This is a genomic window from Pseudomonas sp. GW822-FHT04C11, from assembly GCF_058800905.1.
Genome location: NZ_JBXAMS010000002.1, coordinates 394,569 through 414,731, shown reverse-complemented (window position 1 = coordinate 414,731; position 20,163 = coordinate 394,569). Strand labels below are relative to the sequence as shown.

General features: G+C 59.1%; 20 protein-coding genes. 9 read left to right on the top strand and 11 right to left on the bottom strand.

Going from position 1 to position 20,163, the window contains the following annotated elements; all coding sequences use genetic code 11:
* Positions 1 to 78 precede the first annotated feature (78 nt).
* The 3 genes from AC1RJ3_RS04720 (at position 79) to recX (ending at position 2,191) form a co-directional block, all read left to right on the top strand.
* Entirely contained in the window at positions 79 to 579 is a 501-nt protein-coding gene (locus AC1RJ3_RS04720) for a CinA family protein (RefSeq protein WP_103315479.1), read from the top strand.
* Between the two features lie 83 nt (positions 580 to 662).
* The gene (gene recA / locus AC1RJ3_RS04715) at positions 663 to 1,715 is read left to right on the top strand and encodes a recombinase RecA (protein ID WP_054595966.1); all 1,053 of its coding nucleotides are present in this window, start codon (positions 663 to 665) and stop codon (positions 1,713 to 1,715) included.
* A gap of 8 nt (positions 1,716 to 1,723) precedes the next feature.
* Entirely contained in the window at positions 1,724 to 2,191 is a 468-nt protein-coding gene (gene recX, locus AC1RJ3_RS04710) for a recombination regulator RecX (RefSeq protein WP_054595967.1), read from the top strand.
* A gap of 42 nt (positions 2,192 to 2,233) precedes the next feature.
* On the opposite strand, the gene AC1RJ3_RS04705 is transcribed toward recX, so the two are convergent.
* On the bottom strand, positions 2,234 to 3,355 hold the full coding sequence (locus AC1RJ3_RS04705) for an LOG family protein (RefSeq protein WP_054595968.1): 1,122 nt from the start codon (positions 3,353 to 3,355) through the stop codon (positions 2,234 to 2,236).
* A gap of 504 nt (positions 3,356 to 3,859) precedes the next feature.
* Between AC1RJ3_RS04705 and AC1RJ3_RS04700 the strand changes: the two genes are divergently transcribed.
* Positions 3,860 to 4,054 (top strand): hypothetical protein, encoded by a 195-nt coding sequence (locus tag AC1RJ3_RS04700; protein WP_054595969.1) that lies wholly within the window; start codon positions 3,860 to 3,862, stop codon positions 4,052 to 4,054.
* 9 nt (positions 4,055 to 4,063) lie between these two features.
* Here AC1RJ3_RS04700 and AC1RJ3_RS04695 read toward each other — a convergent pair whose 3' ends face one another.
* The gene (locus AC1RJ3_RS04695) at positions 4,064 to 4,489 is read right to left on the bottom strand and encodes a PA3611 family quorum-sensing-regulated virulence factor (RefSeq protein WP_019692124.1); all 426 of its coding nucleotides are present in this window, start codon (positions 4,487 to 4,489) and stop codon (positions 4,064 to 4,066) included.
* A gap of 190 nt (positions 4,490 to 4,679) precedes the next feature.
* On the opposite strand from AC1RJ3_RS04695, the gene AC1RJ3_RS04690 reads away from it, so the two are divergent.
* The 3 genes from AC1RJ3_RS04690 to AC1RJ3_RS04680 all read left to right on the top strand — a co-directional run bounded on the left by AC1RJ3_RS04690 (position 4,680) and on the right by AC1RJ3_RS04680 (position 6,753).
* Positions 4,680 to 5,438 (top strand): tRNA-uridine aminocarboxypropyltransferase, encoded by a 759-nt coding sequence (locus AC1RJ3_RS04690; protein WP_493077669.1) that lies wholly within the window; start codon positions 4,680 to 4,682, stop codon positions 5,436 to 5,438.
* Positions 5,439 to 5,664: 226 nt separating this feature from the next.
* The gene (erdR, locus tag AC1RJ3_RS04685) at positions 5,665 to 6,315 is read left to right on the top strand and encodes a response regulator transcription factor ErdR (protein ID WP_493077667.1); all 651 of its coding nucleotides are present in this window, start codon (positions 5,665 to 5,667) and stop codon (positions 6,313 to 6,315) included.
* A gap of 75 nt (positions 6,316 to 6,390) precedes the next feature.
* Positions 6,391 to 6,753 (top strand): diacylglycerol kinase, encoded by a 363-nt coding sequence (locus AC1RJ3_RS04680; RefSeq protein ID WP_054595972.1) that lies wholly within the window; start codon positions 6,391 to 6,393, stop codon positions 6,751 to 6,753.
* Here the strand turns inward: AC1RJ3_RS04680 and AC1RJ3_RS04675 are convergent.
* The gene (locus AC1RJ3_RS04675) at positions 6,750 to 7,676 is read right to left on the bottom strand and encodes a LysR family transcriptional regulator (RefSeq protein WP_347929117.1); all 927 of its coding nucleotides are present in this window, start codon (positions 7,674 to 7,676) and stop codon (positions 6,750 to 6,752) included. The two genes, AC1RJ3_RS04680 and AC1RJ3_RS04675, sit on opposite strands and share 4 nt — an antisense overlap.
* A 136-nt stretch (positions 7,677 to 7,812) precedes the next feature.
* Between AC1RJ3_RS04675 and fpr the strand changes: the two genes are divergently transcribed.
* Entirely contained in the window at positions 7,813 to 8,592 is a 780-nt protein-coding gene (gene fpr / locus AC1RJ3_RS04670) for a ferredoxin-NADP reductase (RefSeq protein WP_003189055.1), read from the top strand.
* A 171-nt stretch (positions 8,593 to 8,763) separates the two neighbouring features.
* On the opposite strand, the gene tsaA is transcribed toward fpr, so the two are convergent.
* From tsaA to rimO, 5 genes are all read right to left on the bottom strand, one after another.
* Positions 8,764 to 9,462, bottom strand: a complete 699-nt coding sequence (gene tsaA, locus AC1RJ3_RS04665; protein WP_347929118.1) for a tRNA (N6-threonylcarbamoyladenosine(37)-N6)-methyltransferase TrmO — start codon at positions 9,460 to 9,462, stop codon at positions 8,764 to 8,766.
* 247 nt (positions 9,463 to 9,709) lie between these two features.
* Entirely contained in the window at positions 9,710 to 10,177 is a 468-nt protein-coding gene (locus AC1RJ3_RS04660; RefSeq protein WP_019692130.1) for a YehS family protein, read from the bottom strand.
* A 67-nt stretch (positions 10,178 to 10,244) separates the two neighbouring features.
* A complete protein-coding gene (locus AC1RJ3_RS04655; protein ID WP_103315474.1) occupies positions 10,245 to 10,955 on the bottom strand; it encodes an rRNA pseudouridine synthase in 711 nt (236 codons plus the stop codon).
* Positions 10,956 to 11,038: 83 nt separating this feature from the next.
* Positions 11,039 to 11,512, bottom strand: coding sequence for a GNAT family N-acetyltransferase (locus tag AC1RJ3_RS04650; protein WP_103315473.1), 474 nt, complete (start codon positions 11,510 to 11,512; stop codon positions 11,039 to 11,041).
* A 115-nt stretch (positions 11,513 to 11,627) separates the two neighbouring features.
* Complete coding sequence (gene rimO, locus AC1RJ3_RS04645) at positions 11,628 to 12,962, bottom strand: 30S ribosomal protein S12 methylthiotransferase RimO (protein WP_054595977.1); 1,335 nt, start codon at positions 12,960 to 12,962, stop codon at positions 11,628 to 11,630.
* 385 nt (positions 12,963 to 13,347) lie between these two features.
* Here rimO and AC1RJ3_RS04640 point away from each other — a divergent pair, with 385 nt between their 5' ends.
* Positions 13,348 to 15,189, top strand: coding sequence for a potassium transporter Kup (locus AC1RJ3_RS04640; RefSeq protein ID WP_371917631.1), 1,842 nt, complete (start codon positions 13,348 to 13,350; stop codon positions 15,187 to 15,189).
* Positions 15,190 to 15,248: 59 nt separating this feature from the next.
* Here the strand turns inward: AC1RJ3_RS04640 and AC1RJ3_RS04635 are convergent, their stop codons facing one another.
* The 3 genes from AC1RJ3_RS04635 to mprF form a co-directional block, all read right to left on the bottom strand.
* The gene (locus AC1RJ3_RS04635; protein ID WP_103315469.1) at positions 15,249 to 15,575 is read right to left on the bottom strand and encodes a DUF3077 domain-containing protein; all 327 of its coding nucleotides are present in this window, start codon (positions 15,573 to 15,575) and stop codon (positions 15,249 to 15,251) included.
* A gap of 540 nt (positions 15,576 to 16,115) precedes the next feature.
* Positions 16,116 to 17,411 (bottom strand): virulence factor family protein, encoded by a 1,296-nt coding sequence (locus tag AC1RJ3_RS04630; protein ID WP_103315468.1) that lies wholly within the window; start codon positions 17,409 to 17,411, stop codon positions 16,116 to 16,118.
* Positions 17,411 to 20,053 (bottom strand): bifunctional lysylphosphatidylglycerol flippase/synthetase MprF, encoded by a 2,643-nt coding sequence (gene mprF / locus AC1RJ3_RS04625; RefSeq protein ID WP_493077662.1) that lies wholly within the window; start codon positions 20,051 to 20,053, stop codon positions 17,411 to 17,413. Before mprF ends, AC1RJ3_RS04630 begins: the two co-directional genes overlap by 1 nt.
* Between the last annotated feature and the right edge of the window lie 110 nt (positions 20,054 to 20,163).

Below are 20,163 nucleotides of genomic sequence, written 5' to 3'. Positions count from 1 at the left end.
TTGATCCAGCCTGCGTCTTGCAAGCGTGATTCGCTCGTGTACGGTAGTGCGCATGCCCGCCTGATCGAGGAGAGAGTCGTGAACGAAATCACCCAGCTTGCCGCGCAACTAGGCCGGCGTTTGCAGGTGCTCAATGCCCACGTCAGCACGGCCGAGTCCTGCACTGGTGGCGGGATCGCCGAAGCGATCACCCGAATCGCCGGCAGCTCGGCGTGGTTCGAGGCGGGTTACGTCACCTATTCCAATCGGCAGAAGACCCAGCAACTGAATGTGCCCGCCGAGTTGTTCACCGAGGTCGGGGCGGTCAGTCGTGAAGTGGTCGAAGCCATGGTACGTGGCGCCCAGCACAAGAGTCGCGCGCGTTTTGCCGTGGCGGTCAGCGGTATTGCAGGACCGGACGGCGGTACGTCGAACAAGCCGGTGGGCACCGTGTGGTTGGCCTGGGGGATCGGAGATGCCGTGTATTCGGAGTGCCGACACTTCCCCGGTAACCGCGGTGAGGTCCGCCGACAAACGGTGAAGGCCGCGCTAGAGGGGTTGCTGCAGTATACCGCCGGAGAAATCTCAAATGAGGGGTAGGCGATCCCGAAACGCTGTGGAATAATACTGGCTACTTATACAGGTGTTGGCCGTCAGGCCTTATTGATTACGTGAGGACTTTAATGGACGACAACAAGAAGAAAGCCTTGGCTGCGGCCCTGGGTCAGATCGAACGTCAATTCGGCAAAGGTGCCGTGATGCGTATGGGCGATCAAGACCGTCAGGCGATCCCGGCTATTTCCACTGGCTCTCTGGGTCTGGATATCGCACTCGGCATTGGCGGTCTGCCAAAAGGCCGTATCGTTGAAATCTACGGTCCTGAATCCTCCGGTAAAACCACGCTGACACTGTCCGTGATCGCCCAGGCTCAAAAAGCCGGCGCGACCTGCGCATTCGTCGACGCCGAGCACGCCCTGGACCCGGAGTACGCCGGCAAACTGGGCGTCAATGTCGACGACCTGCTGGTTTCCCAGCCGGATACCGGCGAGCAAGCCCTGGAAATCACCGACATGCTGGTGCGCTCCAACGCGGTTGACGTGATTATCGTCGACTCCGTGGCGGCCCTGGTTCCGAAGGCTGAAATCGAAGGCGAAATGGGTGACATGCACGTGGGCCTGCAAGCCCGTCTGATGTCCCAGGCGCTGCGTAAAATCACCGGTAACATCAAGAACGCCAACTGCCTGGTGATCTTCATCAACCAGATCCGGATGAAAATCGGCGTGATGTTCGGCAGCCCGGAAACCACCACCGGTGGTAACGCGCTGAAGTTCTACGCTTCGGTTCGTCTGGACATCCGCCGCACCGGCGCGGTGAAAGAAGGCGACGAAGTGGTCGGCAGCGAAACCCGCGTCAAAGTCGTCAAGAACAAGGTGGCTTCGCCGTTCCGTCAGGCCGAGTTCCAGATTCTTTACGGCAAGGGCATCTACCTCAACGGTGAGATGATCGACCTTGGCGTACTGCACGGCTTCGTTGAGAAATCCGGTGCATGGTATGCCTACAACGGCAGCAAGATCGGCCAGGGCAAAGCCAACTCGGCCAAGTTCCTGCAGGATAACCCGGACATCGCAGCCACTCTTGAGAAGCAGATTCGCGACAAGCTGCTGACGCCGACTCCAGACGTCAAGGCTTCGCCGGTCAAAGAGACTGCCGATGATCTGGCTGACGCTGATATCTGATTGATCCGATGACCGCCGTACTCGATACCCTCGTCGCGGTGCGGCGAACCGCAATGGACCTGCTCGCACGACGCGAGCACGGTCGAGTCGAGCTGACGCGTAAACTGCGTCAGCGCGGCGCTTCTGATGAAATGATCGATACAGCACTCGACCGTCTGACGGAAGAGGGGCTGCTGTCCGAATCCCGATACCTCGAAAGCTTCGTTTCCTACCGTGCCCGTTCCGGCTACGGTCCTTTGCGCATTCGCGAAGAGTTGAGCCAGCGTGGTTTGCAACGTGCCGATATCGAACTTGCCCTGCGTGAAAGCGGAATCAGTTGGCAGGAGAACCTGGAGGAGACCTGGCGACGCAAGTTTGCCGGGCATTTACCGATAGACGCCCGCGAGCGCGCCAAGCAAGGGCGCTTCCTCGCCTATCGGGGATACTCCATGGAAATGATTGGCCGCTTGTTCAGCGGCCGAGGAATGGATGACTGACTGAAAGGGCCCGACTATTGAAATAGTCGGGCCTTTTTTTGCTCAAGTAACCTTGATCTGTTCCCGTTTGCGTTGTGGCGTCTGAGGCGGCTGAGCCGTGGCCCAGTTTTCCGGCTGGTTGATGTAGTCGACCAGTTCACGCAGGCGTCCGTGATCACGGGCGTTGAACGTGAAGGACAGCCGTACCAGATGGCTGAACTGAGCCTCGTCGTGCTCCTCGCCAGCGTAAGTATGTTGATGAAAGTGATCGCTCAGGCACAGGTCGGCAAAGGCCTCCTGTATATGCTCGAGCGCCTGGTCGCTGAGTTTGTGATTCATGCGGATCACGAACTGATGTTTCAGCCAGCGGCTGGAGTGGAAGTTGCTGTAGAACTGATTGATTTCCGCCACAGCGTCATCGACGGTGTACACCAGACGAATCAGCTTCAGGTCGTTCGACAGGATGTAATGGTTGGCCTCCAATTGATTGCGGATGAAGTTCAGCGCACTTTCCCAGAACGTGCCGCCAGGAGCATCCAGCAACACCACGGGAACCAGCGGGCTTTTGCCAGTCTGGATCAGGGTCAGTACTTCCAGGGCTTCGTCCAGCGTGCCGAAGCCGCCAGGGCAGAGCACCAGTGCGTCGGCCTCTTTGACGAAAAACAGTTTGCGGGTAAAGAAAAAGTGAAACGGTAGCAGGTTGGCAGTGCCGCCTACGGTCGGATTCGCATGCTGCTCGAAGGGCAGGGTGATATTGAATCCAAGGCTGTTATCCCGACCTGCACCTTCATGGGCGGCGGCCATGATGCCGCCGCCGGCACCGGTGATGACCATCAGGTTCGATTGGGCGAGTTTTGCGCCCAGTTCACGGGCCAGGGCGTACAGCGGATGTTCAACCGGCGTACGTGCCGAGCCGAAAACGGTCACTTTGCGCCGTCCCTTGAACTGCTCCAGCACACGGAAGGCGTGCTCGAGTTCGCGCAGGGTTTGCTGGGTAATCTTGGCGTTCCAGCGATTGTGGTCTTCTTGCGCCATGCGCAAGACCGTCAACATCATGTCGCGATAAATCGGAATATTCGGGCTATTGGGTGAAACCAGGTTGAGTTGCTCTTCGATCTTGCTGGTGAGATCGACGCCGATGCTCTGAAAATGACGCACCAGAAGCTCATTCGGTTGGTAAGGCATTCAACTTCTCCTTCTACACAGAACCTTCGGCTCGAACGAGAAATTCGCCTGAGCCGCGACACCGCTTGTGTCGCTCTCAGCCCGCAAGAGGGCTGGGCACTACACCCGACCCGACCTGACCATGAAGCGTTGAAGTGGCGGTCGAGTCATCCAGACGGGTTCTGCTTATCCCTTGGATGAAAGAAACGTTCGCACGACAGGACTCTGAATGGGCAGCCCCTTTTCTGCCCCGGACATTAAACACCAATACATTGAATCTAGACGCTTGTGGTGAGTTGCGCTGACTTGATCATGGTCCTCGAAAGTCTTCGCTGGCAATCACTTATTGAGAGTTCACAACCGACTGTCACCGCTCGTCAGAACCTGTGCCGGACGGCCAAGGCTCTGATTTACTCAGTTACAGACACAACACGACAGCATTGCGTCCAGGGCAAGGCGCAAGGCTTCAGGAGCTGTAGGGGATCATCGCGCAATGATTGGCGATCAAGTGCAAGGAGGCAGGCTATGAGCCTGGTAATTCTGGAGGTCGATGCGCAACTGTATCGATTGCTGCAGTCGGCGGCCGCGCGCAATCACGTGAGCCTTGAAGAGGAATGTCGTCGGCGCCTGGAAGGCCAAGAGTGGCGCTCGCCTTATTTGCAGGCGCTGGTGGCGGAGCTGCGCGCCGATGATGAGCAACGACGCGCAGGTTCTCACTGATTCAAGTGATTACTTTTTCTTTTGTGCCGTTTGCGCAGGGCAATCCGATTCCTGGTAGCTGGCCGAGCCTACAGGGCGATTGGTTTTGTTTTCCGAAAAGTCGTAACGCATGATCGCGCCCTTGGCCATCAGCTTGCGGTAGTTCACGTTGCGGCAAACGCTGGCGCCCAGTTGCAGATAAACCACTTTCGGGTTGGCGCGCATTTCGTCGGCATAAGCCGATTGCACGCTAATGTGGTCGATCAACTGTTTGCCATCGACCGTATAACCTTGGTCGAGAAGGTTCTCATTGATTTCTCGAGGCAGGCCGACGTTACTTTCAGCAGCAACCTTTTCCAGCATCTTGCCCAGATTCAAGTCATTCAGGGAGGCTGCTTGAGCGCTGAAGGGCAGGGCCAGCAGAAGGGCAGCGGTGGGGACGATAAGGCGCAGCATGAAACTCTCCTGGTTCAGTGACTGGTGCTTCGACCAGCCACATGGCGGTGCGTTCAGTGGCGGCGGATTATAGGCGAGCGGGGGGTAGGCGGTACAGGTTTGGGCGAGCTGCTCTGGTAAACTGCCGCGACTTTCTGCCTTGCCGAGTGTTTTTTGTGTCGATATCCCTTCCCTGCCGGTGCTGCCTGCGATGAGCAATGCAGCCCCACGTTTTGCCACGAACGCCGTAGCCCGTCTGCGCGATGAGCGAGAAGAGGAGAGCACCAAGCCTTTTCTGGCCCGCGGTTCACGGGCGCCCCGTTGCCATACGTGCCGGGTGATCGAAAGCCACTGCCTATGTAACTGGCGTCCCCAGGTCGAATCACGGGCCGGTGTTTGCCTGATCATGACCAGGAAGGAAGTGTTCAAACCGAGCAACACCGGCTGGCTGATCGCAGACGTGGTCAGGGATAACTTTGCCTTTATCTGGTCGCGTACCGAGATCGACCCTCAATTGATCAAGCTTTTGTCCGACCCGCAATGGCAGCCTTATCTGGTCTTTCCCGGCGAATACGTTGCTCCCGAACGCGTGACTCATACCGTCGAGGCGACCAGCGAGAAGCGCCCGCTGTTCATCCTGCTGGATGCAACCTGGACCGAGGCGAGGAAGATTTTTCGGAAAAGCCCTTATTTCGACGGGTTTCCGATTCTGAGCCTGCTCCCCGAAAAGCTCTCGCGGTACCGCCTGCGAAGGTCTACCCGCAGCGAACACCTGTGCACCGCGGAAGTGGCTGCGTTGTGCCTGGATCTGGCAGGGGATGTAGACGCTGCGTCGGCACTGGATGCCTATTTCGATGTGTTCAGCCAGCATTACCTCGATGCGAAACATCAACTGGAAATGAATGTCTCGACCCCGGCCCATACAGAATTGCTGCCTTTCGTTGAACACACCGCGCCGGTCATGTCCTGAGAGTCGCCCATACTGACAGGTAACCGCGGTTTTGCGGCTTGACCACCCAGGCTTCGCTGGGCATCCTTGGCGCCGATTAGGGTGCGGCCGAAGATTGAAACGCCGGTTTTATGGGTTCTTGGCGTTGAACGTGCCCTGTTGGTGCCGCTGTCTGGCGGTACCTCGAGTTGCCTTGGCGATACCTGAATGCATCAGGTCTGCCATAAAAAACAGGATCATTTGAAAGATGGCCACATACGAAATCCTGATTGCCGATGACCACCCTCTCTTTCGTAGCGCGCTGCACCAGGCCGTGACCCTGGGCCTTGGCCCCGAGGTTCGTCTGGTGGAAGTGGCGAGCATTGCCGAACTGGAAGCCCGTCTGACCGAAAAGTCTGACTGGGATCTGGTGCTGCTGGACCTGAACATGCCGGGCGCGTACGGGTTCTCCGGGCTGGTGCTGTTGCGCGGTCAATACCCGCAGATCCCGGTGGTGATGGTGTCGGCTCAGGAAGAAGCCTCGATCATGGTGCGCTCCCGTGAATTCGGGGCCAGCGGTTTCATTCCCAAATCCAGTTCACTGGAAGTGATTCAGCAAGCGGTGCGCTCTGTGCTGGATGGCGATGTCTTCTGGCCGCCGCAGGCATTTGAAGCGGTCAGCGTTTCGGACGAGGCCAAGGCTGCCAGCGAAGGCTTGGCCAGTCTGACGCCACAGCAGTTCCGTGTATTGACCATGGTCTGCGAAGGTCTGCTGAACAAGCAGATTGCCTACGAGTTGAGTGTGTCGGAGGCGACGATCAAGGCGCACGTGACGGCGATCTTCCGCAAGTTGGGGGTGCGTACCCGGACTCAGGCGGCGTTGTTGTTGCAACAACTTGAGTCAATTTCGAGCCACTAACGGCGCTTTCATTCACGCTTTTTTAACTTCTGTTGATCTAGCTTTTCTACTTCTTCTGGTTCAGTTGCCTACTCTATGTCGCCTTTCAAAGGTCAAACCGGTCTCAAGCGCATTCTCAATGCAGGTGGTTATTCTCTCGACGGCCTGCGTGCAGCCTTCACCGGCGAAGCTGCTTTCCGTCAACTGGTGCTGCTCAATGTCATCCTGATTCCGCTGGCGTTTGTGCTGAACGTCAGCCACGTCGAGCGTGCCTTGCTGATTGCCGTCTGCATGCTGGCGCTGATCGTCGAGTTGCTCAATTCGGCCGTGGAAGCGGCCATTGACCGGATTTCCCTCGATCGGCACCCGTTGTCGAAAAATGCCAAGGATATGGGCAGCGCTGCTCAGTTAATGGCCCTGAGCATGATCGTGATGGTGTGGGCGGTGATTCTGCTTTAGGCAATCGTCGGCAGAACGATCTCGTCGCTGCGCTGAACCCCGGCGGTGAAAGCGCGGCACAGTTCAAGAAACTCGCGCATGGCCGACGTCTGATATTTCTGTTTATGCCAGATGAAATAAAACTGCCGCGCCAGATCCAGGTCTGGTGTTTCAACCGCCACCAGGCTGCCGCGGCGGAACGCGTCGCGTAGCGCCAGCCGCGAAATACAACCAATCCCCAGGCCAGATTCCACCGCGCGCTTGATCGCTTCGGTGTGTTCCAGCTCAAGCCGGATATTCAAGGCGCTTCGGTGGTGACGCATGGCCTGGTCAAAGGTCAGGCGTGTGCCTGAGCCTTGTTCGCGAAGGATCCACGCCTCGTGTGTCAGCTCCTCCATGCTGGCCTGGCCACGGGTGGCCAGCGGATGTTGCGGGGCGCAAAACACCACCAATTCATCCTCGACCCAGCTTTGTACCTCGATGTCCGGGTGGCTGCAGTCGCCTTCGATTAGACCCAGATCAATTTCATAGTGGGCGACTTGTTGCACGATGTTGGCAGTGTTCTGCACATGCAGCTTCACTTGGCTTTCCGGATGGCGCTGCATGAAGCTGCCGATCAGCAACGTTGCCAGGTAGTTGCCGATGGTGAGCGTGGCGCCGACCGCCAGCGAGCCGAAACCGGACTTGCCGTTGAGCAGGTCTTCGATTTCCTTGGCCTGGTCGAGCAAGGCCACCGCCTGCGGCAACAATTGTTTGCCCATGGCATTGAGGCTCAGCCGCTTGCCGGCGCGGTCGAACAATTGGCAGCTGGATTGACGCTCGAGTTCGGTGATCGAGGTGCTGGCCGCTGACTGTGAAAGGTTGAGCAGGCCGGCAGCACGAGACACACTCTCTTGCTGAGCGACGGCGACGAAGACTTGAAGTTGACGTAGAGTAAATCGCATATCTATATAACCGATAACCCTTATCTTAATAATCCAGTTAACAGATATTGTCGCTGCCATTAGAATGCGATGCAATTGCGCACTGCTCTCTTGGCGCAGAGCATGCGCAGACAAAATCTCCAGGAGTCCCCCGTACATGAGCAACATGAACCACGAGCGTGTCCTCAGTGTTCACCACTGGAACGACACTCTGTTCAGCTTCAAGTGCACCCGCGATCCGGGCCTGCGCTTCGAGAACGGCCAGTTCGTGATGATCGGCCTGCAACAGCCCAACGGCCGCCCGCTTATGCGCGCTTACTCGATTGCCAGCCCGAACTGGGAAGAGCATCTCGAGTTCTTCAGCATCAAGGTTCCCGATGGTCCGCTGACTTCCCAGTTGCAACATCTGAAGGAAGGCGACGAGATCATCATCAGCAAAAAACCGACCGGCACCCTGGTGCTGGACGATTTGAAGCCTGGTAAACATCTGTACCTGCTCAGCACCGGTACCGGTCTGGCGCCGTTCATGAGCGTCATCCAGGATCCGGAAACCTACGAGCGTTTCGAAAAAGTGATCCTGTGCCACGGCGTACGTTACGTCAACGAAGTCGCTTACCGCGAGTTCATCACCGAGCACCTGCCGCAGAACGAGTTCTTCGGCGAGGCCCTGCGTGACAAGTTGATCTACTACCCGACCGTGACCCGCGAGCCGTTCGAAAACGAAGGTCGTCTGACCGACCTGATGCGCAGCGGCAAGCTGTTCAGCGACATCGGCCTGCCGCCGATCAATCCTGAAGACGACCGCGCCATGCTCTGCGGCAGCCCGAGCATGCTCGACGAAACCAGCGAAGTACTGAACAGCTTCGGCCTGAAAGTTTCGCCGCGTATGCGTGAGCCGGGTGACTACCTGATCGAGCGTGCGTTCGTCGAGAAGTAAGCAGCACTGAAAATGTGGGAGCGAGCCTGCTCGCGATGACGGACTGACAGCCAACACAGATGCTGAATGTCAAACCGCTATCGCGAGCAGGCTCGCTCCCACATTGGATTTGCGTACCCCAAAGCCCGCGTTGCCTGAAGAAGGCAGCGCGGGCTTTTGCGTTTCTGGCGTTCAGGCTTTCGCGGGGATGACTTCGAGGACGCGGATCAGCCCGGCTTGCGGGTAATGCCAGCGTACGTCCAGGTCCCAGAACTGTGCGCCGTATTCGCGTTCGGGTGCGGGTGTCTGGTAAGCCGGGCGTGGGTCTTGCGCCAGGCATTGCTCGATCAGCTCGACCAAGGGCTCTTCAAGGCGCTGAGCGTGCGTATGCGCCTGTTGCAAGGCTGAATCCGCCCACTGCACGGGAATCAGTTGCGGCGCGGCGCTGGCGATCTCGTTGGATGCGCCCGGGATGATATCGGCATAGGGCACGTAGGGTTTGATGTCGAGAATCGGTGTACCGTCCAGCAGGTCAATGCCGGAGATCCACAGGCGATTGGCTTCAACCTTGTCCAGCTTGACCACCGATTGGCCAATGCCGTTGGGCCGATGGGTCGCGCGCGTGGCAAACACGCCCATGGACTTGTTACCGCCCAGGCGCGGTGGGCGGACTTTGAGTCGCGGCTTGTCTTCCAGTGCCTGATGAAACAGGAACAGCAGCCAGACATGGCTGACCTGCTCCAGGCCTTGCACCGCATCACCCTGATCGAACGGTGCCACCAATTCCAGAATGCCGCGAGCGGCCGGCGCCAGTTGCGGCTGACGCGGAATGGCGAACTTCTCCTTGAAGCAGGAGCGCACAAAGCCGATCGGGGAAACGCTGTAGGTCATGGTCTGGGGTCGAGGCGAGAAAGAGGTGGGCATGATAACCCACGCTGCCTCTGTGGCGAGGGAGCTTGCTCCCGCTGGGGTGCGAAGCGCCCCCAAAACCTGTGACCGAGTCCTTCCCGATCAATTAAGGTGCCAATTTTACGGCTGCTGCGCAGCCGAACGGGAGCAAGCTCCCTCACCACAAGAGCGTCAGAGGCTGAACCCGCCATCCAGTGGAATGATGTTCCCGGTCACCGCAGGTCTGGGATCAGCCGCGAACGCGCAGGGTCAGGCCCTTGAGGAAATTGCGCAGCAACTGGTCGCCGCAAGGGCGGTAGTTGGTGTGGCCGAACTTGCGGAACAGTGCGCTCAGCTCAGGCTTGGAGACCGGGAATTCGGCGGCCTTGAGGATGGCGTGCATGTCGTCTTCTTTCAGTTCGAAGGCCACGCGCAGTTTCTTCAGGATGATGTTGTTGGTGACTGGCAGCTCGATCGGCTGCGGTGGACGGCTTTCGTCCTTGCCGCGCTTGAAGAACACCAGGCCATCGAGGAAGTGCGCCATGACCTCGTCCGGGCAGCGTACGAAGCCTTCCTCGTCTTCTTCTTTCTTGTCGAGGTACGTCACCAGGTCGGGCAGGGTGACATCCATGCCGCCGAGCTTGATGATCTCGATGACTTTTTTGTCACTGATGTCGAGCATGTAGCGCACGCTGCGCAGTACGTCGTTATGAATCATGTGTGCAGTCCTGATCATTCAGCTGTGGGCGTTGCCGTTAACGGCGACGCCGAGATGTGTGGCGGCCTTAGAATTTCTCTTTGGCAGACAGATAGCGCCATTGGCCCACCGGCACTTTGCCGATGGAAACACCGCCGATACGGATGCGGCGGATGGCGACGACCTTGAGGCCGACAGCCTGGCAGAGCAGGGCGATGATCCCCGGTTGCGGGTTTTTCATCGCGAAGCGCAGGCGATTTTCGTTTTGCCAGCTGGCTTTGACCGCTGGCAGTTCCTTGCCTTTGTACGACAGGCCGTGGGTCAGGCGGTTGAGCCCGTGAGCGACCATGTCACCTTCGACCTCGACCACATACTCTTGCTCGATCTTGCTGGCATCGGCAGTGAGTTTGCGCAGGATCTTCCAGTCCTGGGTGAACACCAACAGCCCGCTGGCGTTGGCCTGCAGGTCGGCGCTGGCGGTCAGGCGCAGGAAGTGGCCCTTGAGCGGACGTTTGCTGAAGCGGTGTTCTTCGCTCAGGGTCTCGGGGCCGATCAGTTGCAGGGCGGTCTCGGCGTCCATGCCCGCTGGCGCGTGCAGCAGGATGGTCACGGGTTCCGGTGCGGTAGCCTTGGCTTCGGGGTCGAGTTCGACTTTCTGGGTGTCGACCTTGAATTGCGGCTCATCGATGACTTCGCCGTCCACGGTGACCCAGCCGCCCTCAATGAACAGCTCAGCCTCCCGACGGGAGCAGCCGACGAGCTCGATGAGGCGTTTGGAGAGACGAATCGGGTCAGTCATGACAGGGGGCCGTTACAAAAGGGGGGAGGCATTGTACCTGCCTCGCGCCGGTTAATCGCGGGTCCATTTGCCTCGTGTGGCTTTTAGCCGCGCCGGGCCTGTTGATTGGCCTGCTTCAAACGCATGTGCAACAGCGGATAAGGCTGGCCCATGCCATCGACCTCCGAGCGTCCGATGACTTCGAAACCCTGCTTGAAATAGAACCCCAAGGCTTGCGGGTTTTGTTCGTTGACGTCCAGTTCATCGGCGTTCAGGTGTTCCATGGCGTAGTTCAGCAGTTGTTTACCCAGGCCCTCGCCACGGTGTTCGGGGGCGATAAAGAGCATTTCGATCTTGCCTGCCGCAACGCCGGCGAACCCGGTGATGTGCTGGTGTCGGTCGCGGGTGCAGATCAGCATGACGGCATCCAGATAGCGGGTAAGCACCAGGTTTTTCAGCAGCTCGATGTAACTGTCCGGTAAAAAGTCATGCGTGGCGCGGACCGACGCCTCCCAGACCCGGGTCAGTTCTTCATAGTCGCTGTGTTTTGGTGTGTGGATGACCGAATGATGGCGCATGCCCGCCTGCCCCTTGTGCCGTGAGTGAGGTTGAATCCTCTTGCTGAACAATACGATAGACGTAAAAAAGCCCCGCATCTCGTGAAGAGAGCGGGGCTTTTCATATTTTTTGCGTTTAGATCTGTTCAGCCCACAGGTCGTACTCGTCGGCGTCGGTCACTTTGCACCAGACCTTGTCGCCCGGCTTGAGGTTGCTGCCGTTGTCGATGAATACGTTACCGTCGATTTCCGGGGCGTCGAAGAAGCAACGGCCAACCGCGCCTTGCTCGTCGACTTCATCGACCAGCACTTCGATTTCACGGCCGATGCGCATTTGCAGGCGCGCCGAGCTGATGGCCTGCTGGTGCGCCATGAAGCGATCCCAGCGGTCTTGCTTGACCTCGTCCGGAACGATCTCCAGATCCAGATCGTTGGCCGGTGCGCCTTCAACCGGCGAGTACTGGAAGCAGCCGACGCGGTCGAGCTGGGCTTCGGTCAGCCAGTTCAGCAGGTACTGGAAGTCTTCTTCGGTTTCGCCGGGGAAGCCGACGATGAAGGTCGAACGGATGATCAGGTCCGGACAGATCTCGCGCCAGTTCTTGATGCGCGCCAGGGTCTTGTCTTCAAACGCTGGACGTTTCATCGCCTTGAGCACTTTCGGGCTGGCGTGCTGGAACGGGATGTCCAGGTACGGCAGGATTTTCCCGGCGGCCATCAGCGGGATCAGCTCATCGACGTGCGGGTACGGGTAAACGTAGTGCAGGCGAACCCAGACGCCGAGGGTGCTGAGCGCTTCGCAGAGTTCGGTCATGCGGGTTTTCACCGGCGCGCCATTCCAGAAACCGGTGCGGTACTTGACGTCAACGCCGTAGGCGCTGGTGTCCTGGGAAATCACCAGCAGCTCTTTAACGCCGGATTTGACCAGGCGCTGGGCTTCGTCGAGCACATCGCCCACTGGACGGCTGACCAGTTTGCCGCGCATCGACGGGATGATGCAGAAGCTGCAGCTGTGGTTGCAGCCTTCGGAAATCTTCAGGTAGGCGTAGTGACGCGGCGTCAGCTTGATGCCTTGCGGCGGCACCAGGTCGATCAGCGGGTTGTGGTCCTTGCGCGGTGGCACGACGTCGTGCACGGCGTTGACCACTTGCTCGTACTGCTGCGGACCGGTGACGGCCAGCACGCTCGGGTGTACGTTGCGGATGTTGCCTTCTTCGACGCCCATGCAGCCGGTGACGATGACCTTGCCGTTTTCCTTGATGGCTTCGCCGATCACTTCAAGGGATTCGGCCTTGGCCGAGTCGATGAAGCCGCAGGTGTTGACCACCACGACATCGGCGTCCTGATAGGTCGACACGACGTCATAGCCTTCCATGCGCAGTTGGGTAAGGATGCGCTCGGAGTCGACCAGTGCTTTCGGGCAACCCAGGGATACGAAACCAACTTTAGGGTTGGCCGGCGTTGTGGTGGACATGTCTAACCTCGGTGTTTTGTGACGCCTCCAGCCGACAACGGCAAGGCGACAGACGGGCGCTTGACGCGCCTCTGATCAAAAAGTGCGCAATTCTAGCGGTGGTCAGCGCAGTTGACCAGCTTTATGGAGGGAAATACGACGAGTGCTGCGCTATGCTTCGCGCCGTTACACCCAGGCGTATTTTTTAAGTCAATAAATCGCCTGTATCAATAAGTAAAACAGCGCATGCTGCACGGCAGTCTGCGCAGATTGGCAAAGCTCAGGCGCTTGTTCGTGTCGTGCTTTTTACATGAAGCCCCGGTCTTGGTGGCAGGAGTGGTTGATGGGTCAGGCAAGTAGTCAGGCAGTAGGCTCAGCGCATTCCGGGGCAGCAAAGCCCTTGGGAATGTTGGTGGCGGCGGTCGGGGTGGTTTATGGCGATATCGGTACCAGCCCGCTCTATACCCTCAAAGAGGTGTTTACCGGCGGCTATGGGGTGCAAGCCAACCATGACGGAGTATTCGGGATTCTGGCGCTGATTTTCTGGTCGCTGATCTGGGTCGTCTCGATCAAGTACGTGTTGTTCATTCTGCGTGCCGACAACCAGGGCGAAGGCGGGATCATGGCCCTGACCGCGTTGGCGCGGCGAGCCTCGGCATCGTATCCGCGGCTGCAATCGGTGCTGGTGATCCTCGGTCTGATCGGCGCTGCGTTGTTCTATGGCGACAGCATGATCACCCCGGCGATTTCCGTATTGTCGGCGGTGGAAGGTCTGGAGCTGGCATTCGAGGGCCTCGAACGCTGGGTCGTGCCGTTGTCGCTGATCGTGCTGGTGGGGTTGTTCCTGATCCAGAAACACGGCACTGACCGCATCGGCAAGTTGTTCGGTCCGGTGATGGTGTCGTGGTTCCTGGTGCTGGGTGTACTGGGGGTACTGGGTATCTCCCGGCATCCGGAAGTGCTGCAAGCGCTGAACCCGATCTGGGGCGTACGCTTCTTCGAGGTTCACCCTGGCATAGGCATCGCGATTCTTGGCGCGGTGGTGTTGTCGTTGACCGGCGCTGAAGCGTTGTATGCGGACATGGGCCACTTTGGTCGCAAGCCGATTGCCCGTGCCTGGTTCGCATTGGTGCTGCCGGCGCTGGTGCTCAACTACTTTGGTCAGGGCGCGTTGCTGCTGGAGAACCCGGACGCCGCGCGTAACCCGTTCTATCTGCTGGCACCGGGCTGGGCATTGATTCCATTGGTGGTGCTGTCGACACTGGCCACGGTGATCGCTTCCCAGGCGGTGATTTCCGGTGCGTTCTCCCTGACCCGTCAGGCGATTCAGCTCGGCTACATCCCGCGCATGTACATTCAGCACACCTCGAGTGCCGAGCAAGGCCAGATCTACATCGGCGCGGTGAACTGGACGCTGATGGTCGGCGTTATTTTGCTGGTGCTGGGTTTCGGGTCGTCCAACGCCCTGGCCTCGGCTTACGGTGTGGCGGTCACCGGGACCATGTTGATCACCAGTATTCTGGTGGCGGCGGTCATGCTGTTGCTGTGGAAGTGGTCGCCTATCCTGACGGTGCCGATCCTGGTCGGCTTCCTGCTGGTGGACGGGCTGTACTTCGCCGCCAACGTACCTAAAATCGTGCAGGGCGGTGCCTTCCCGGTATTGGCGGGGATTGTGCTGTTTATCCTCATGACCACCTGGAAGCGCGGTAAAGAGCTGCTGGTGGATCGACTGGATGAGGGCGGTCTGCCGTTGCCGATTTTCATCAGCAGTATTCGCGTGCAGCCACCTCACCGGGTCCAGGGTACGGCGGTGTTCCTGACCGCGCGGCCGGATGCGGTGCCCCATGCGTTGTTGCACAACTTGCTGCACAACCAGGTGCTGCATGAGCAGGTGGTGTTGCTGACGGTGGTTTACGAGGATATTCCGCGGGTGCCGACTCAGCGACGGTTTGAGGTCGACTCCTACGGTGAGGGCTTCTACCGGGTGATCCTGCACTTCGGCTTTACGGACGAACCGGATGTGCCGCAAGCGCTGAAGTTGTGCCATCTCGATGAACTGGACTTCAGCCCGATGCGCACGACGTACTTCCTCAGCCGGGAAACGGTCATCACCTCCAAGCTCGTCGGCATGGCTCGTTGGCGCGAGGCGTTGTTCGCCTTCATGCTGAAAAACGCCAACGGCAACTTGCGGTTCTTCAAGTTGCCGGTGAACCGGGTGATTGAGCTGGGTACACAGGTAGAAATGTAAGCCTCACAAAAAGCCCCCGTTACCAGTTTGGTAACGGGGGCTTTTTCGTCTCTGTGCCTTTAGTTGCTTTCAGGCCGCGGGTCTTCGGATTTGGTCTTTGTCCGGGCCGGTCGCGGGGTCAGGACCTTTACCACGTCATCAATCACTGCCTTGCTCATTGCCGTCAGATAATGCGCGGCCCAGGCGTGGCGGTCGGTGCCTTTTGCGAAGGCGGCATCCTGAGCAAATGATCGGGCGAGGAACAGCAGATCAGAGGCCTGTGACAATGCATCAACGATGGGAACACCGGCGCGGACGTTGAATAAGGCCTGGTCCGAGCAGTAGATGAGAGGGGTCAAACCGATGGTTTTCAGTTCTGAAGTCGCGGAAGAATCTGTTTTGGTCATGGTGTTACTCCTGGGTTCAAGGAGCCGCCACATTCGTTTCCAAGCGAATGGGTGACGGCTGTACGCAGGTTGGAAAACCGGGAACCTAGGAACCGGCACGCCCGAAGGCGTCCCACGCACAGCCGCCATAACACAGGATTGCAGTCGTAAAAAACTCTGCAGTCATGGTGGGGTGCTGTTGCGCTACGGTTCGACGGGTTTCCAAGCCCGATCGCTGAATGGTCAGCGACGTCCGGAGAGTATCCCGTCGAAGAAAAGCGCAACAAGGCATCAAAGTGCCCAAACGCAAGATTCGGAGTTTGCCTACAAGGTCTGCGAGCGTCATCCGATATTTCGACACCTTGAGTAAACGAAAGTAAACGCGGCGAGCGATTTACGAGTCGCTGGGGGCTTGTGGAGTTGTTATTCCAGCGACAGTGCGTTGACTGTTCTTTTGGCCTGGGTTAGCGACTGTCCTTTGTCCAGGGACTGAGGACAGTGCTCACAAAAAAGCCCCCGTTACCTTGCGGCAGCGGGGGCTTTTGTTGAACCCGGTTCAGGTCACTGTTCTGCGACCTTGTCCTTGTTCTGACGCTTCTCGATCGCATTGACCAGGCGTTTGGCCAGGGCCGGGTAGTTCTCGTCGAAGTGGTGGCCGCCCGGCAGCTTCAAGGCTTCACCCACAGCGGTCTTGTCGGTGCAGCCACTCTCGGCGATTTCTTCTGCGCCGTAGATGCACAGCACCTTGTCGGCGGGCAGCTTGGCCATTTCCGGGCCGGTGTCGGCCTCTTTGCCGGCGTTGCCGAGCCAGCCTTCGACCTGGATTTCGAAGCTGCCGGTGCGGGCAAAGGCCAGCAGGATGATTGCATCGACCCGTTGCTGTTCGCTTTCCGGCATGCGGTTGTAGATCGCCGGCAAGACATCGGCACCGAACGAGTAGCCCGTCAGGATGAAGCGTTTGGTGCCCCACTTCTGACGGTAGTGCTGCATCAGTTCGGTAAGGTCAATGGCGCTTTGCTCAGGGCTCTTGTGCTGCCAGTAGTAGCGCAGGGTGTCGATGCCGACCACCGGGTAACCGATCTTAGCCATTTCACCGGCTACGTCACGGTCCAGGTCACGCCAGCCGCCGTCACCGGAAAGGAACAGGGTGACGGTGTCCTTGGCTTGGCCGGCGGGCACTTCGACCACCGGAATGTTCAGGCCGCCGTTGCCCTTGTCAGCGCCGACGAGGAGCTTGCGCAGTTCGTTGTTGAGGACTTGCGGCAGGTTGATGTCGTAGTCGCTGATGCTGGTTTCGGCATTGGGTTGATCGCGCACGAAACCGGCGCTGGTGTCGTCCGGGTTATCGTTCCATGCGACCAGCCAGTGGCCGTGAGCTGCGCTTTTTGGCAGCGAGTGGGTGCAGCCGGGTTTTTCCAGCGCCAGGTCTACTGAAACGGCCTGGGACTTGTCATCTTTCTGCTCGGCCAGCCAGCGCCAGGCCAGGATGGCGCCAGGGCCGATACCGCTGACCAGGGTCGCTGGGCCCTTGAGCTGCTGGAAGGCCGCCTGCAGGGCATTACCTTGTTGGGTGCAGTCCGTGGGCAGGACCACCTGAACGATTTGCGCGGCACCGCCACGGCTCAGGGTCATCAGTTGCTTGTCGCTGAGCTTCTGATCTTCGTTCACCGCGACAACCACCTGGGCGCGCGGCGTGGTGCCGGGAATGACCCGGGTCATTGCCGGGCCATCAACGGGCGTCAGCAGTTCGAGGGTGGGCTCGGGTGCCGGGCGGCTCCAGTACCAGTAACCGCCACCGAGGATCACAGCCAGCACCACCAGAGTGGCCAATACATACCGCCAGGAGCGTTGAATCATCAGCGTTTCACCAATCCAGTCAAGCCGCCCGCAATCAGGGCGGCGGTATCGGCCAGTGCCACCAGCGGATCGAGTCCGGCGGGCACGGCCATGTAACGAGGTTCCCAGTCAGGCTGGAATTTGTCCTTGAAGCGGCGCAGCCCCTGGAAGTTATAGAGCTGCTCGCCACGGCGAAACACCATCGAGCCGAGGCGTTGGGTCAGTGGCGCGCCACGACGGGGTTGCAGACCCGACAGCGGCACCATGCCCAGACTGAAACGTGCATATCCATGATTTTTATAATGTTGAATCAGGCCGACCATCATGAACTCCATGGTCAGCTTGGGCGCATCCGGGTGGGCACGCATCAGGTCGAGGCTGGCCAGGTCGTGGCTATACGTCTCGAGCAGGTTGGCGAATGCCACCGGGCGACCTTCAAAGTGAATGATCGCGATACGGAAGTGCTTGAGGTAATCGTCGCTGAAACGGCCGAGGGAGAAGCCTTTTTCGCGAACGTTCTTGCCGGTCAGCCAGGCATCGGAAATGACCTTCAGCTCCTCCATGGGGGCTTGACCCGGTTCGTAGATTTCCAGCGACAGGCCATCGCGGGTGCCACGGTTCCAGGTATAACGCAGGTCTTTCATCTCTTTGCCCTTGGCCTCGAGATCAAAGCGATGCAGGTCAACCCGCGCTTCTTCGCCCAGTTTGATCGCGGTCAGGCCGATGTCCATGTAGTACGGCAGGTTTTCGGCGCGTACCTGATAGAACACCGGACGGGCGTGATGAAGGTCGCAGAGGTCACGGAACTGCCAGATCATTTCCGCGCGTTGCTGGGTCGGGCCGATCGGGTCGTACAGGGCCACCAGACTGCGGCCACGACGCGCATACATCAAGAACGCTTCGTCGTTAGGGTGAAACAGTAGCGCCTTGTCACCGGTCAGTGCGAGGCCGCCGTCCGGTTGCGATGAGGCCATCAGGATCTTCAGCGCCTTATCCAGTTCTGCGGCGTCGGGTTGATGAATCACCGGGCGCGCGGTGCGCAGCAGCCAGGTCAGAGACACTACTACCAGCAAGACGGCCGCGCCGAGCAGTGAGCGCAGGCCGCGCGGGGCATCGGAATCCAGGGTGAACTGCCACCACAGTTGATGGCTGTACGGTACATCCTGATAGGCGAACAGCAGGAGCCAGATCGAGGCACCCAACACGCACAAGCTGGCCACCAGGTACAGCGGCGAGAACGGCACTTCGGTCAAGCGGCTTGGGCGGTAGAAAGAGCGACGGAAGATCGCCAGCAGGCTGGCGGTCAGGATCATCAGGCAGGCTTCTTCCCAGTCGAACCCTTTGAGCAGCGAGAGCACGGCACCGATCATCAGCAAGATGGTGGTCAGCATCCAGGCGGCCGAGAGGCGACGGCGCAGGCCTTGAGCCAGCAGCAGGCAGAGCACGCCGATCAGGCTGGCACCGAAGTGCGAGGCGTCGACCAGGCGATGGGGGATCAGGAACCCGATGTGTTCCAGGCGGGTGTCGATTTCCGGTGTCGCACCGGAGAACAGCAATACCACACCAGACAGGAACACCAGGATCGCCAGTACCGGCGCGGCCATGCCCGAGGCGGCGCGCAGCGATTGACGGGTGTTGAACAGGCGTTGTGCTTCATTGATCAGCAGCAGGACGCAAGCGACCAATAGCGGCAGAACCACATAGATCAGGCGATACAGCAGCAGGGCGGCGGCCAGTGGCGCAGCGCCGAGTTTGTCGGCGAAGGCCGCCAGCAGAATCGCTTCGAATACCCCGACGCCGCCCGGTACGTGGCTGAGCACGCCAGCGGCCAGGGCCAGCAGATAGACCAACAGGAAGGCGCCGAACGGTGGCGCTTCCGGCAGCAACAGATACAGCACGGTCGCGGCGGCTGCCACGTCCAGTGCGGTAATCACCAATTGCAGGAAGGTCAGGCGACGACCCGGCAAGCGTAGCGTGCGTCGTCCGATGCGAACCAGCAGGTTGTCGGTATACGGTTGTTCTGGCAGGCGGCGGCGGTAGAGGCCAATGGCCAATACCGAGCACAGCAGCAACACGGCAATCGCAATGGCGCCCAGCAACGGCTGCGACACATGCAGCGCGATGGAGGCAGCAGGCAGGTTGCTGAGTGTCGCCAGGGCCGCGAGCGGCGGCAGGGCGCAGCCCAATGACAGGCTGGCAAACAGCGTCATGTGGGCGACTTCCGACGCCCCGAGCCCGTGACGTGCGTACAGGCGGTAACGCACCGAACCGCCGGACAGCAGCGAAAGGCCAATGGCGTTACCGATGGCGAATGCGGTGAAGCCACCCAGAATCATGGTGCGCGGCGGCAAGCTCACGCCAGCATAGCGCGTGGCCGACCATTCATAGCCGAGCAAGATGATGAAGCCGGCAATGGTTGCAGCCAATGCACCGAGCAGGGCGGGCTTCGGCACTTCCAGAATCGAGTCGTGCAGGGCGTAGAGATCGAGTTCGCTTAATAGATGGCGACAGGCAATCAGCGCGATAGCGAACAATAGCAGCGTGACCGCCAGGCCAATGGGCTGACGGTACTTGCTGACCAGATCCAGCCAGTGCAAACGGGTGGCCGTGATCGGTTGTGTCGCTGTGACGGTGTCTTGTAAATCAGACGAGTTGGCGCGCATCAATCACCTCTTGGATTGTGCGCGACAGGATGGGGGTATCCAGCCAAGTTACCAATCCCTGTAGAAAAAAATAATCACAAATATTAACGCGTATCACCGAGCATTGGGGA

Excerpts from the sequence above, each read along its gene's own strand:
- AC1RJ3_RS04705 (WP_054595968.1), bottom strand. The coding sequence starts at position 3,355 with ATGCCTTACCAACCGAATGAGCTTCTGGTGCGTCATTTTCAGAGCATC.
- tsaA (WP_347929118.1), bottom strand. The coding sequence starts at position 9,462 with ATGACCTACAGCGTTTCCCCGATCGGCTTTGTGCGCTCCTGCTTCAAG.
- AC1RJ3_RS04630 (WP_103315468.1), bottom strand. The coding sequence starts at position 17,411 with ATGATTCAACGCTCCTGGCGGTATGTATTGGCCACTCTGGTGGTGCTG.
- AC1RJ3_RS04650 (WP_103315473.1), bottom strand. The coding sequence starts at position 11,512 with ATGCGCCATCATTCGGTCATCCACACACCAAAACACAGCGACTATGAA.
- AC1RJ3_RS04680 (WP_054595972.1), top strand. The coding sequence starts at position 6,391 with ATGTCGCCTTTCAAAGGTCAAACCGGTCTCAAGCGCATTCTCAATGCA.
- AC1RJ3_RS04635 (WP_103315469.1), bottom strand. The coding sequence starts at position 15,575 with ATGACCAAAACAGATTCTTCCGCGACTTCAGAACTGAAAACCATCGGT.
- fpr (WP_003189055.1), top strand. The coding sequence starts at position 7,813 with ATGAGCAACATGAACCACGAGCGTGTCCTCAGTGTTCACCACTGGAAC.
- AC1RJ3_RS04690 (WP_493077669.1), top strand. The coding sequence starts at position 4,680 with ATGAGCAATGCAGCCCCACGTTTTGCCACGAACGCCGTAGCCCGTCTG.
- mprF (WP_493077662.1), bottom strand. The coding sequence starts at position 20,053 with ATGCGCGCCAACTCGTCTGATTTACAAGACACCGTCACAGCGACACAA.
- recX (WP_054595967.1), top strand. The coding sequence starts at position 1,724 with ATGACCGCCGTACTCGATACCCTCGTCGCGGTGCGGCGAACCGCAATG.
- AC1RJ3_RS04640 (WP_371917631.1), top strand. The coding sequence starts at position 13,348 with ATGTTGGTGGCGGCGGTCGGGGTGGTTTATGGCGATATCGGTACCAGC.
- erdR (WP_493077667.1), top strand. The coding sequence starts at position 5,665 with ATGGCCACATACGAAATCCTGATTGCCGATGACCACCCTCTCTTTCGT.
- AC1RJ3_RS04695 (WP_019692124.1), bottom strand. The coding sequence starts at position 4,489 with ATGCTGCGCCTTATCGTCCCCACCGCTGCCCTTCTGCTGGCCCTGCCC.
- AC1RJ3_RS04675 (WP_347929117.1), bottom strand. The coding sequence starts at position 7,676 with ATGCGATTTACTCTACGTCAACTTCAAGTCTTCGTCGCCGTCGCTCAG.
- AC1RJ3_RS04700 (WP_054595969.1), top strand. The coding sequence starts at position 3,860 with ATGAGCCTGGTAATTCTGGAGGTCGATGCGCAACTGTATCGATTGCTG.
- AC1RJ3_RS04655 (WP_103315474.1), bottom strand. The coding sequence starts at position 10,955 with ATGACTGACCCGATTCGTCTCTCCAAACGCCTCATCGAGCTCGTCGGC.
- recA (WP_054595966.1), top strand. The coding sequence starts at position 663 with ATGGACGACAACAAGAAGAAAGCCTTGGCTGCGGCCCTGGGTCAGATC.
- rimO (WP_054595977.1), bottom strand. The coding sequence starts at position 12,962 with ATGTCCACCACAACGCCGGCCAACCCTAAAGTTGGTTTCGTATCCCTG.
- AC1RJ3_RS04660 (WP_019692130.1), bottom strand. The coding sequence starts at position 10,177 with ATGATTCATAACGACGTACTGCGCAGCGTGCGCTACATGCTCGACATC.